The organism is Streptococcus sp. sy010, from assembly GCF_007859175.1.
Lineage (GTDB): Bacteria > Bacillota > Bacilli > Lactobacillales > Streptococcaceae > Streptococcus.
This window is the reverse complement of record NZ_VOHO01000001.1, coordinates 370,015-382,200: the sequence shown is the minus strand read 5'-3', so window position 1 is coordinate 382,200 and position 12,186 is coordinate 370,015. Positions and strand designations below refer to the sequence as shown.

Annotated in this window: 10 protein-coding genes; 2 read left to right on the top strand and 8 right to left on the bottom strand. The window is 37.1% G+C overall.

What is annotated here, in order from left to right; genetic code table 11:
• Nucleotides 1–6: 6 nt before the first annotated feature.
• Complete coding sequence (gene trmFO, locus FRX51_RS01920) at nt 7–1,341, bottom strand: methylenetetrahydrofolate--tRNA-(uracil(54)-C(5))-methyltransferase (FADH(2)-oxidizing) TrmFO (protein WP_146495360.1); 1,335 nt, start codon at nt 1,339–1,341, stop codon at nt 7–9.
• Nucleotides 1,342–1,497: 156 nt separating this feature from the next.
• Between trmFO and FRX51_RS01915 the strand changes: the two genes are divergently transcribed.
• Complete coding sequence (locus FRX51_RS01915; protein ID WP_146495358.1) at nt 1,498–2,388, top strand: transporter substrate-binding domain-containing protein; 891 nt, start codon at nt 1,498–1,500, stop codon at nt 2,386–2,388.
• Nucleotides 2,389–2,467: 79 nt separating this feature from the next.
• Here FRX51_RS01915 and topA read toward each other — a convergent pair whose 3' ends face one another.
• From topA to FRX51_RS01890, 5 genes are all read right to left on the bottom strand, one after another.
• The gene (gene topA, locus FRX51_RS01910; RefSeq protein WP_146495356.1) at nt 2,468–4,585 is read right to left on the bottom strand and encodes a type I DNA topoisomerase; all 2,118 of its coding nucleotides are present in this window, start codon (nt 4,583–4,585) and stop codon (nt 2,468–2,470) included.
• Between the two features lie 180 nt (nt 4,586–4,765).
• Nucleotides 4,766–5,620, bottom strand: a complete 855-nt coding sequence (gene dprA, locus FRX51_RS01905) for a DNA-processing protein DprA (RefSeq protein WP_146495354.1) — start codon at nt 5,618–5,620, stop codon at nt 4,766–4,768.
• Nucleotides 5,621–5,702: 82 nt separating this feature from the next.
• The gene (locus FRX51_RS01900) at nt 5,703–6,461 is read right to left on the bottom strand and encodes a ribonuclease HII (RefSeq protein ID WP_146495351.1); all 759 of its coding nucleotides are present in this window, start codon (nt 6,459–6,461) and stop codon (nt 5,703–5,705) included.
• Nucleotides 6,451–7,305 (bottom strand): ribosome biogenesis GTPase YlqF, encoded by an 855-nt coding sequence (ylqF, locus tag FRX51_RS01895; RefSeq protein ID WP_146495349.1) that lies wholly within the window; start codon nt 7,303–7,305, stop codon nt 6,451–6,453. The genes FRX51_RS01900 and ylqF overlap by 11 nt, the downstream gene beginning before the upstream one ends.
• A gap of 145 nt (nt 7,306–7,450) precedes the next feature.
• The gene (locus FRX51_RS01890; RefSeq protein ID WP_146495347.1) at nt 7,451–8,161 is read right to left on the bottom strand and encodes a CPBP family intramembrane glutamic endopeptidase; all 711 of its coding nucleotides are present in this window, start codon (nt 8,159–8,161) and stop codon (nt 7,451–7,453) included.
• 130 nt (nt 8,162–8,291) lie between these two features.
• Here FRX51_RS01890 and pepF point away from each other — a divergent pair, with 130 nt between their 5' ends.
• Entirely contained in the window at nt 8,292–10,085 is a 1,794-nt protein-coding gene (gene pepF, locus FRX51_RS01885; protein WP_146495345.1) for an oligoendopeptidase F, read from the top strand.
• Between the two features lie 42 nt (nt 10,086–10,127).
• On the opposite strand, the gene FRX51_RS01880 is transcribed toward pepF, so the two are convergent.
• Both FRX51_RS01880 and ffh read right to left on the bottom strand, forming a co-directional pair.
• Nucleotides 10,128–10,466 carry an ATP cone domain-containing protein gene (locus FRX51_RS01880; protein WP_146460474.1) on the bottom strand — a complete coding sequence of 113 codons (339 nt, stop codon included), beginning with the start codon at nt 10,464–10,466 and terminating at the stop codon, nt 10,128–10,130.
• A gap of 152 nt (nt 10,467–10,618) precedes the next feature.
• A complete protein-coding gene (ffh, locus tag FRX51_RS01875; protein WP_146495343.1) occupies nt 10,619–12,181 on the bottom strand; it encodes a signal recognition particle protein in 1,563 nt (520 codons plus the stop codon).
• Nucleotides 12,182–12,186: the final 5 nt, after the last annotated feature.

Genomic DNA, 12,186 nt, shown 5'->3' with positions numbered 1-12,186 from the left:
ATTTGTTTAATAAGTTAAATAAGTTTCTAGGTCAGTCAAGGCACGTTTGGCAATGGCTTCATAACGTTCTTTTTTATCGCGGATGCGTGGGCCATCTAATTCTTTGATGATTCCAAAGTTAACATTCATGGGTTGGAAATGTTTGCTTTCTGTATGGGTGATGTAATAAGGCAAGCTACCGATAGCCGTTGTTCGTGGAAAGACAACTTCTGCTTCTGATTTGAATAGACGAGCCGCGTTGATTCCTGCAACTAAGCCACTTGCAGCAGATTCGACATAACCTTCAACCCCTGTCATTTGTCCAGCAAAAAAGAGATTATCTTGACGTTTTGAACGGAATGTCTGAGTTAAGAGATTTGGTGAATCCATGTAAGAATTGCGATGCATCACACCATAACGAACAAAATCTGCATTTTCTAATCCAGGAATCATTGAAAAGACTCGTTTTTGCTCTCCCCATTTCAGATGGGTTTGGAATCCAACAATATTATAAAGGCTACCTGCAGCATTATCTTGACGTAGTTGGACAACAGCATAAGGCGTTTTATAGTCTCCGTCACGTTTGCCAGTATAGTCTTCTGGGTATTCCAAACCAACAGGTTTCATTGGGCCATAAAGCATGGTTTTAATGCCACGCTTTGCCATAACCTCAATTGGCATACAACCTTCAAAATATTTCTCTTTTTCAAAGGAATTAAGTGGTGCCTCTTCAGCATTAACCAAGGCCTCATGGAAAGCCATAAATTCTTCCTTAGTCATCGGACAATTTAGATAGGCTGCTTCTCCTTTATCATAGCGAGATTTCAAATAAACCTTGTTCATATCAATGCTTGATTTATCAATGATTGGAGCTGCTGCGTCATAAAAATAAAAACCAGTGCCACCATTTAAGGCATGAATTTTTTTAGCTAAACGATCACTAGTTAAAGGCCCTGTGGCAATAACGGTAATGGCATCGGTTGGTAAATCTGTAATTTCCTCACGCATTACCTCAATTAAAGGATGTTGATGAAGCTCTTCAGTAACCATTTGTGAAAACTGATCACGATCAACTGCTAAAGCTCCACCAGCCGGGACACGATGAGTTTCTGCAGCTTTCAAAATAAGAGAATCTAACCGTCTCATCTCTTCTTTTAAAAGCCCAACAGCATTGGTTAAGGCATCGCCACGCAAAGAATTTGAACAGACTAATTCCGCAAACTGATCAGTCTTATGCTGAGGTGTTGCTTTAACCCCACGCATTTCATAAAGTTTAACAGGAATACCACGTTTAGCAATTTGATAAGCTGCTTCACTACCAGCAAGACCAGCTCCAATAACATTAATATAAGTTGCAGTCACAATTTTTCCTCCTAGTTTTTACTTGGCTTATTATAGCAAAATTGAGGATAAAAGACCATTACTTTGTAGTTTTTTGCTAAGAGTTTACCTAAAAAACTTGTAAGCGATTAAATTTTTAGATATAATGACATTATCTTACTTTTGAAAGGACTTATTATGAAAAAACGACATTTTTTGGCAATTTTGGGAGCAACTGCATTACTAACAGCCTGTTCTAGCCAAACATCAACGACCCAATCAACAACTTCTGACAGTAAGACAACTTGGCAGGTAATTCAAGAAAAAGGAGAGTTGACAGTAGCAACGCCTATGACTTACCAACCAACTTCTTATTATAATGATAAAAAAGAATTAGTTGGTTATGAAGTTGATCTGATGAAAGAGATTGCTCAACGTCTAAAAGTCAAGGTTAAATTTGTTGAAACTGGCTTTGATCAAGCATTCTCAGCTGTTGACAGTGGGCGTGTTGATGTATCACTTAACAACCTTGACATCACACCAGATCGTCTAGAAAAATATAATATTAGTGAAGCTTACAAATACAGTGTTAGTGGCATGATTGTTCGTGCAGATGACTCTTCTAGTATTTCAGCTAAGGATTTAAGTGACTGGAAAGGCAAGAAGGCGGCTGGTGCTGCTGGGACAAACTTCATGAAGATTGCTAAAAAACAAGGGGCAGAGCTAGTGACTTATGATAACGTTGCTGGTGATGTTTACCTAAACGATGTGGCTAATGGTCGTACAGATTTTATTCCAAACGATTACATTTCTCAAAAGTTATTTGTTGAAGCTATGAAAAAAGAGAACCCAGATCTAAATGTTAAGGTTAGTGATGTTCTCTATAATCCAAGTCAACAAGGGATTGTGATGAGCAATAAAGATGATACCCTAGTTGATGAAATTGATCGTGTCTTGCATGATATGAAAGCAGACGGTAGCCTTAAAAAACTAGCTGAACAGTATTATGGCGAAGATGTTAGCAAGCCTTACGAATCAGATCAAGAAATTCCAACCATTGACATCAGTGATGTTGATAGTGCAGAGTAAAAAATAGAGCCGTTCTAGGCTCTATTTTTTATTTATTAACATAAATAAAATTATGTAACATTAAAATAGGCAATAAGACCTATTTTATTTTTGCTTCTTGATAGTCACAGTTTTCCGTATTACTACAAATAATTTGCTTACCACCACGGATTTTCTTTTCAATCAGATAAGATTGGCATTTAGGACAAGAACGGTCAATCGGAATATCCCAAGATGTAAATTCACACTCTGGAAAACGATCGCAACCGTAGAAAATACGATTTTTCTTACTCTTTCGCTCGATAACCTGTCCTTTTTGACAAGTTGGACAAGTTACACCAATCTCCTTGGTAATAGCTTTGGTATTGCGACAGTCAGGGAAATTACTACAAGCATAGAATTTACCATAACGACCTAATTTGATGACCATGTCATGTCCACAATTATCACAACTAAAGCCAGCAGGTTCATCCTTAATTTGAATTTTTTCGATTTCTTCTTCTGCCTTAGAAAGCTCCTTAGCAAAAGGATGATAGAATTGATCAATGACTTTTTGCCACTGAGCTTCTCCTAGCTCTACCTTGTCTAATTTCCCTTCCATATCGGCAGTGAATGCCACATTAACAATATCTGGGAAAAACTCGACAATCAGGTTATTAACAATCTCACCTAACTCAGTCGGTTCAAAACGCTTGGCTGCTAACTTAACGTAATAACGTCTTTGAATGGTTTCCAGAGTCGGTGCGTAGGTTGAAGGACGACCAACCCCATTTTCTTCCAAGGTTTTAATCAAGGTTGCTTCTGAGTAGCGAGCTGGGGGTTGAGTAAAGTGTTGTTCAGGATTAAGTGATAATTTATGAACAACTTCTCCTTCTTCCATCTCAGGTAACATCTTATTTTTATCTGAATCATTGTAAACGGCTAAATAGCCGTCAAATTTAATTTGACTACCATTAGCAGTAAAGATAACTTGATTTTGAGTTAAAGTGACTTTAACCGTATCAAAGATAGCCGCTGTCATTTGACTAGCTACAAAACGATTCCAAATTAATGTATAAAGTTTTAATTGATCTTTATCAAGGTATTTTGCGATTGATTCTGGCGTTTGATAAACATTTGATGGACGAATGGCTTCGTGGGCATCTTGAGCACCAGAAGTGTTTTTAGTTGGGTTAGTATTTTTACTATAATGTTTACCAAATTTTTCAGTAATAAATTTAGCAGCGTCAGCTTTAGCCAATGGACTGATACGAGTAGAGTCTGTACGCATATAGGTAATCAGACCTTGTTGGCCACTACTTCCAAGGTTAATTCCTTCATAAAGTTGTTGAGCAACCATCATGGTTTTACGTGTTCGGAAGTTGATTTTGTTAGCGGCATCTTGTTGCAATGAAGAGGTTGTATAAGGAAGAGGAGCATGACGTCGTCTTTCTTTCTTTTCAACCTTTTCGACTAAAAATTCATCAGAAGTCAGACGTGCTAAAACTAGCTTAACATTTTCATTTGTTGCTAATTTGAACTTTTTCCCATCTAGACCATAAAAATTAGCCTTGAATTTCTTAGTTCCTTTTTTGAAAATCCCATCAATAGACCAGTATTCTTCAGGTTTGAATTGTCGGATTTCTGCTTCGCGATCGATAATGAGTTTCAGAGCAACGGATTGAACTCGGCCGGCTGAAAGTCCTTTTTTAACTTTCTTCCATAATAAAGGCGAAATCGAATAACCAACAATACGGTCAAGCACGCGGCGAGCTTGTTGAGCATCGACTAGATCCATATCAATTTCTCTTGGTGCGATAAAGGCATTTTTGACAGCATCTTTGGTAATTTCATTGAAAACCACTCGGTTTTTATCGGATTTATCTAGCCCTAAAATATGAGCTAAATGCCAAGAAATCGCTTCTCCTTCACGATCCGGGTCACTTGCCAAATAGACTTGTTTGGCATTTTTAGCTTCTTTTTTTAGGGAATTGATGAGTGGTCCTTTACCACGGATATTGATATATTCTGGTTCATAATTATTATCAAAATCAATCGACATGGTTGATTTTTTCAAATCACGAATATGGCCAACACTAGCTACAACTTTATATTGACGGCCAAGATATTTTTCAATGGTTTTTGCCTTGGCTGGTGATTCGACAATAACTAAATTTTTTTTAGGTGTGGTCTTTTTACGACCGGTGCTTTTCTTTTTTGTTGCAAGGGTACTTGCCATAGAGTATGATTACACTTTCTTTGAAAATTAAAACTTATAGTATAATATACCACTTTTATTAAACTGTCAAGACTTACCCTAATATAGAAGAAGTCTGTTAAAAAGTGTGGACTACTATTGAATATAAAAGTGCAATCAATCGGTTTTCTTTATTGAAATCAATTACCTTTTCGCTACCAGCTATAGTGATGTTCCTACTTGTAGTTCTGCTAAAATATCGCTAGCTGAGGTGGTACACTTGGCCCCTTCTTGTATGAGATGATGGCAACCGTCTGAATAGCCACTTAAAACATCACCTGGAACAGCAAAGACTTCTCGCCCTTCTTCCAAGGCACGTTCGCAAGTGATTAGACTACCAGAACGTTTCTTGGCTTCTACCACTACTAAACCTCTTGCTAGTCCTGCAATAATGCGATTTCTTTCAGGGAAATGATGGCGTAAAGGTTGGGTATTAACGGGATATTCAGATAAAATCAAATGATTTTTGCCAATATAATCCTGTAGGCTGCGATTTTCCTTTGGATAATAGACATCAAGTCCTGTTCCGATGACTGCAATGGTTGCCCCGCCATTTTTCAAACAAGCTAGATGAGCTGCAGTATCAATACCACGCGCTAAACCACTCACAATAACAAACTGATTGGCAAGTTCACTGACCAGCTTTTTGACAATTTGAGTGCCTGATTTTGAACAGTTTCTAGCACCGACCATAGCTAATTTAGGTTTCTGTAACAGCTCTAAGTTGCCTTGATAAAAGAGTAAGACAGGTGGATTGTAGATTTCTTTCAGTGCGTCTGGATATTCCTTGTCTAAAATAGAGATACAAGGAAATTGATTAAATTCCTGTCGAAGTGTCTTACTATCTAATTTTTTATAGGTTTCGATGAATTGAATGGGATGTTTGCATTTAGACACAACTGCTATGTCACGCAAGGCTAGAGATGATTTAACATTTTTTTGATAAGTTAAGATGTTGAGAAGATTTAGATTGGTTAGTCCAGCTTTTTTAAATTTATACAGTTCAAAATTATTCATGTCTGACCTCCTTATTTTTCTATTCGTAAGAAGCTAATATAAAAAAGACTTTCTAAAACAATTCTTAGAAAGTCTTTTTTGTTTATTTTAGCCTACTTTTAATTGGTTCAAAGCTATGACGATGAATAGGACTGATACCATGTTGGGAGAGAGCTTTTAGATGGTCAGGTGTCCCATAGCCGGCATTTGTTTCAAAATGGTAATTTGGATAAAGATCCGCATAGCTTGCCATAATTTGATCACGAGTGACCTTGGCCACAATAGATGCTGCGGCAATTGACAAGGAGTTAGCATCTCCTTTAATAATAGCTTTTTGTGGTAAATCAACAGGCAATTCCATGGCATCAATCAAAAGGGCATCAGGTTGAGAAACCGCATTAAGTGCATCGAGCATCGCTAGTTTAGTTGCTTCATAAATATTGATTTGATCAATGACCTGATGATCTCGAATACCAAGACCTACTGAGATAGCCTTGTCCATAATTTCTTGATAGAGAGCCTGATGTTTCTTTTTAGCAATCTTTTTGCTATCATTTAAGCCTGTAATATTGCAGTCCTTGGGTAAAATAACACAGGCAGCAACTACAGGACCAGCTAGTGGGCCACGTCCCACTTCGTCAATCCCAGCAACTAGCTCATAGCCTTTAGCCCAATAAGATTTTTCATAGCTAAGCATGGCCTCTAAACGTTCTAGTTCTTTGATTTCTTTGATAATAGCTTTTTTACGTTGACTGATAGCAGCTTGGACTCCCTTACGTTCATCTGCTTCAAATTTTTTCCAACGTTTATCAGTCAATGATGTGATTTTTTTAAGTTCTTCTTTAATTTCTTTAATTGTCATCCTTATTAAAATCTCCAATTCTATCTAGGGTATAATAGCCTAGTTTTCCATCTCGAACATCTTTGATAAATAATTGGTAAAAGCGATCATAATCATCTCGAAAGCCTAACTTTCGTGTTAAATCCATAATAATTTCAGGAGCTTCTGCTTCTAAATTGACTTGCTTAAAGCGTTGAATCAGTCGTTCTGGATAATGCTCTTTAAAATAATTAAGACCAAAAATGGTGACCTCATCTAAAGGTAGCAAATTATCTTTTATTGCTCCTGTTAACGCCAATTTTAAACCAACCAGTTGATCTTCAAACTTCGGCCACAAAATACCAGGTGTGTCTAGAATTTCTAATTCCTTGTTTGATTTTAACCATTGTTGCCCCTTGGTTACACCAGGTTTATTGCCCACAACAGCAATCTTTTTACCGGCTAAGCGATTCATCAAGGTTGATTTTCCTGCATTGGGAATACCGATAATCATGGTTCTAAGCGTTTCTTTTTTGATGCCACGTTCTTGCAACTTATGCAATTTATCAGCCATTAAACTTTTGGCAGCTTCTGTAACTTTTTTAACCGTGGCTTGTTCTTTGGAGTTAATGGCTAAAGTGGTAATTCCTTGTTTTTCAAAATAGTGTCGCCATTCTTTTGTCTGTGCTTTATCTGCCAAATCAGCCTTATTTAAAATTAAGAGTTTAGGCTTATCTCCAACAATCTTAGTCAACATAGGATTTTGACTAGACAAGGGTAGGCGAGCATCTACTAGAATCGTCACAAAATCTACAAATTTTAGATTTTCTTGAACCTGTCGTCTAGCCTTGGACATGTGACCAGGAAACCACTGAATTGTTGCCATAACATTTTTCCTTTCATAACAATAAATAATAATTGAGATAAGTAGGATAAAAATACTTTAATTGTTATACTATTATATCATAAATATCAGATTTTTTAATATTAAGACATAAAAAACTCCCAGTTTTTATGGGAGTTTTAGTATATTATTGCCCTAGTAAGAATAAAATGTAATTGATTACTGATCCGATTACAAAAAGACCGTTATTCAATCCATGGACGACCATAGCATCCTTGATATTTCTTCGACGAGCATAGGCAAGGTAGAAAATAGCTCCCAGAGCAAAATAAATAATGAATTCAATGAAGTTAAATGCCCAAAGATGTGGTAATGAAAATAGCGTTGAGCTAACGATTAAAGGGAGTATTATTTGGTTGTCACGGAAGAAATACCGACTGAGGAATCCACGATAAGCTAATTCTTCTAAAATTGGAGCAAAAAGTCCAATAGCTAGATGAAAACAAATAAAATAAAGTGGGAATGTTTCCTTTAATTGTTGGGCTGTGGCCATAATGGCCGCATCATTTGCTGTTATATCATTGCCATTGAGATAGGCATTAAGAAGGGTGCCCAAAATAGCAATTATTCGAGTGGCTAGAAAAAATAACAAAGCAATTCCAAAATCTTTCCATCCAAAACGTAATTGTTTGACGTGTTCAGATTCCTTAGTGGAATAGTTTTTCCAGACGAATTTAATGATAACAGTTGCAACGAATAAATAAGCCAAGCCAGTTACCCATTGAAGTGGAATTGATAGCTCATTTTGTGCTGCAATTAAAATAAAAGGTGTGCTATTTAAGACCAAAATAAGCAAGAACAATCCAAATTGCTTGGCTAGTTTTTTCATAAAATTCATGGTTTGAGTGACCTTTCTATTTTTGATGAACGGTATGGCGTCTAGTCTTTGACACCTTTGTTATGCTATTATACCACATTACAATTGAGAAAAATATGATATAATGAGAGCAAAATGAGAAAAGGAGACTATTATGAAAGCTATGCTTAAACGTCAAGAAGTTGATACTCAATTAACTTGGGATACCAGTCTTATCTTTGAAACAGATGCAGATTATCAACAAGCACTAAAAGATTACGCTCAAGCAGTTGGTGAATTTGAAAACAACTATAAAGGAAAACTAAATCAAGCAGATGCTATTGTTGCGGCTTTGACAGACTTTGAAAACTTATCAATTTTGCGTGACCAACTGAGCCATTATGCTTTTCTTCCCTTGGAAGTGGATCGGATGAATACCGAATCAGCAAGTCTATCTAATGAATTTGATTTGTTAATGGAAGACACCCTGCCTCGTTTATCCTTTTTAAATATTGAGCTAGGGGCTTTGGAAACAACTTTTTTAGAAGAGTTAATCTCCAAACAGCCACAATGGAAGGCTTACTTTCAACAGTTGATTGATTTTAAACCACATCAACTTCCCCCGCTTCAAGAAGAACTATTAGCTAGTTTATCTACTGTTTGGCAACAGCCCTATAATGCTTACAATACGACCAAGTTTGAAGATTTGACTTTTGAGGCATTTGAAGTTAATGGGCAAACCTATGAAAACAGCTATGTTTATTTTGAAAATGACTATGAACTCAGTCATGATCAAGAAATTCGTCGTCAGTCGGCTAAAAGTTTCTATCGCACCTTAAAGAACTATCAGAATACCGCTGCCACAAGTTTACTTGCTCAGATGAAAAATGAACAAATTCAAGCCAAGTTGCGTGGTTTTGAATCGACGATTGATTATTTGTTATTCCAACAACAGGTATCAAGAGAGTTGTTTGACCGTCAGATAGATGTTATCATGAAAGAGCTAGCCCCTCACATGCGACGCTATGTTAAGCTAGTTGCTAAGGCCCATGGTCTTAAAGAAATTACCCATGCCGATTTGAAAATCAGTATGCCATCAAGTTTCAATCAACGCATTACTCCAGAAGAATCTAAAGCATTCTTGTTAGATTGTCTAAGTATTTTGGGTTCAGATTATCAAAAAATGATTGAGCAAGCATTTGATGAACGCTGGATTGACTTTGCACAAAATGAAGGCAAATCAACAGGTGGATTTTGTGCGACACTTTATAATGGGCCATCTTATATTTTGTTGTCTTGGACTGGTTTGATGAATGAGGTTTTGGTATTGGCTCATGAACTGGGGCATGCAGGTCATTTCCAACTGGCTAAAAAGCAGAGCATTCTCAGTTATGAGCCGTCACTCTACTTTATTGAAGCCCCATCAACTGCCAATGAGGTGCTAACTTGTAATAGCCTACTGAAGAAAAATCAAGATCCTGATTTCCAAATTTACCTAATTAGTGAATTGATTAGTCGAACTTATTTTCATAATATGGTCACTCATTTACTTGAAGCGGCTTTTCAACGAGAAGTCTATACCCGTTTGGATAATAATGAGTATCTAAATGGTGATATACTTTGTCAAATCAAATTGGATGTGATAAAGCAATTTTGGGGAGAGGACTTTGCTATTGGTGATGAGGCAGGCTTAATTTGGATGCGTCAGCCACACTATTACATTGGTCTTTATCCTTATACTTACTCAGCAGGTTTGACCATTGGAACAGCCATGGCTAAACAACTGGAAGAAAATCCTGAACAAGTTGTTGCCAAATGGCTAGATACCCTGTCTTTAGGTGCGAGCCTATCAGCTCAAGAACTAGCACAACATGCAGGAGTTGATGTCACAACTGACCAACCACTTCTAGAAACCATTGCTTATGTGGCTTCTTTGGTTGACCAATTAGAAAATCTACTTGCCTAATCAATAAAAAAAGATTGAGATAGTTTATCTCAATCTTTTTAATTAGCGAATTTGTTCAAAAGTAAGATGAACAATAATCTTATCACCATAGCCATTACGCTCCAAATCACGTTGTAAACGATAAGAAATATAATGTTCAGCGATATTGATATATCCTGCTTCCATCAAACGATTTTCAACCAATGATTGGACCATACTGATGGTCGGACGCTCCACCTGTGCATCTTCTAAGTCAATCACAACTTTTTTAGTCACTTGTGCTAAATCTTTTGCCAATTTATCATCAATCACATAGACGGTTTTAGCTGCTTTTAAAATTGCTTGGTAGATTTTGTCTGGATTAAACTCTACAATTTGTCCATCACGTTTTGTAATTTGCATGTTATTGTCCTCCTTTTATTTCTTTTGTAGTTTATTAGTCTGATTATACCATGTTTTTACTTATAATCAAAGAATTTGTCGAAGCAAGCATAATATTACATAAATTTATTTATGTAATATTATAAGCTCCAATTACATTGGAGCCTATTTTATTATTTTCTTTTCTTCTTAGCTTTTTTGAGTTTGTTAACTTGGCGTTTCATGGCTTGTTTCATTAGGAAGTTACCTGCCTTACCTTTAAGACCACCACCAAGAAGTTGGCTCATGTCCATATCACCTAAGCCAGATAAATCTGGCATACCACCTTGCCCCATCATACTTTCAAGAGCTGACAAGTCCATCCCATCCATATTAGGCATGTTTTTTGGCAAATTATTAGGGTTAATTCCCATTTGCTTCATCATCTTGTTCATATCACCAGACATCATCCCTTGCATCATGCCCTTGGCTTGATTGAAATCTTTGATGAATTTATTGACTTCGACAAAACTGTTTCCTGAACCAGCAGCAATCCGACGACGGCGACTTGGGGTTAAGAGTTCAGGATTTTCTCGTTCGGCTGGGGTCATTGATGATACGATAGCTCGCTTACGAGCAATATCTTTTTCATCTACTTTGATGTTGGCAAGGGCAGGATTATTGGCCATTCCAGGTAACATTTTAAGCAAATCTTCCATTGGCCCCATATTTTGCACTTGATCTAATTGCTCAATGAAATCATTGAAATCAAAGGTATTTTCTCGCATTTTTTCAGCCAGTTCAAATGATTTTTTCTCATCATATTCTTGACTGGCTTTTTCGATAAGGGTTAAAAGGTCACCCATTCCCAAAATACGACTGGCCATGCGATCAGGGTGGAAGGTTTCAATGTCAGTAATCTTCTCTCCAGTCCCTGTAAACTTAATCGGCTTACCAGTAATTTCACGAATAGATAGAGCTGCACCACCACGAGTATCCCCGTCAATCTTGGTTAGCACTACCCCTGTAATATCTAGTTGTTGGTTGAATTCAAAAGCAACATTGGCAGCCTCTTGACCAATCATGCTATCGACAACCAGCAAAATTTCATTTGGTTGAGCAAGTGCTTTGACATCTCGCAATTCTTCCATGAGCTTTTCATCAATTTGCAATCGTCCTGCCGTATCAATGATGACATAATCATGGCGTTTTTCTTTGGCAAGGGTCAAGCCTTGGGCAACAATCTCAACAGCTGACACTTCGGTTCCCAAATCAAAAACAGGAACATTGATTTGCTGACCTAAAGTTTTTAATTGATCAATGGCGGCTGGACGGTAAATATCAGCCGCAATCATCATTGGTCGAGCATTTTTTTCTTTAATCAGTTTATTGGCTAGTTTACCAGCAAAGGTAGTCTTACCTGCCCCTTGTAGCCCGACCATCATGATAATGGTTGGAATTTTATCTGAGACAGTTAATTCTGCTGTTTCAGCTCCCAAGATGGTGGTCAATTCTTCATTGACAATTTTAACAATTTGTTGGGACGCATCAAGTGTTTCAATAATCTCATGGCCCACGGCACGTTCACGCACACGTTTGATAAACGATTTAACGACTGGTAGGGCAACGTCTGCTTCAAGAAGGGCAAGACGAATTTCCTTAGTCACTTCTTGGACGTCTTTTTCAGATAATTTACCTTTACGGCGTAAGTTTTTAAAAACACCTTGTAGGCGCTGGGTTAGATTGTCAAATGCCACGTTTT

Bases quoted from the DNA above. Each gene is read 5' to 3' on its own strand.
- FRX51_RS01915 (WP_146495358.1), top strand. From the start codon at position 1,498: ATGAAAAAACGACATTTTTTGGCAATTTTGGGAGCAACTGCATTACTA.
- topA (WP_146495356.1), bottom strand. From the start codon at position 4,585: ATGGCAAGTACCCTTGCAACAAAAAAGAAAAGCACCGGTCGTAAAAAG.
- dprA (WP_146495354.1), bottom strand. From the start codon at position 5,620: ATGAATAATTTTGAACTGTATAAATTTAAAAAAGCTGGACTAACCAAT.
- FRX51_RS01900 (WP_146495351.1), bottom strand. From the start codon at position 6,461: ATGACAATTAAAGAAATTAAAGAAGAACTTAAAAAAATCACATCATTG.
- ylqF (WP_146495349.1), bottom strand. From the start codon at position 7,305: ATGGCAACAATTCAGTGGTTTCCTGGTCACATGTCCAAGGCTAGACGA.
- FRX51_RS01890 (WP_146495347.1), bottom strand. From the start codon at position 8,161: ATGAATTTTATGAAAAAACTAGCCAAGCAATTTGGATTGTTCTTGCTT.
- FRX51_RS01880 (WP_146460474.1), bottom strand. From the start codon at position 10,466: ATGCAAATTACAAAACGTGATGGACAAATTGTAGAGTTTAATCCAGAC.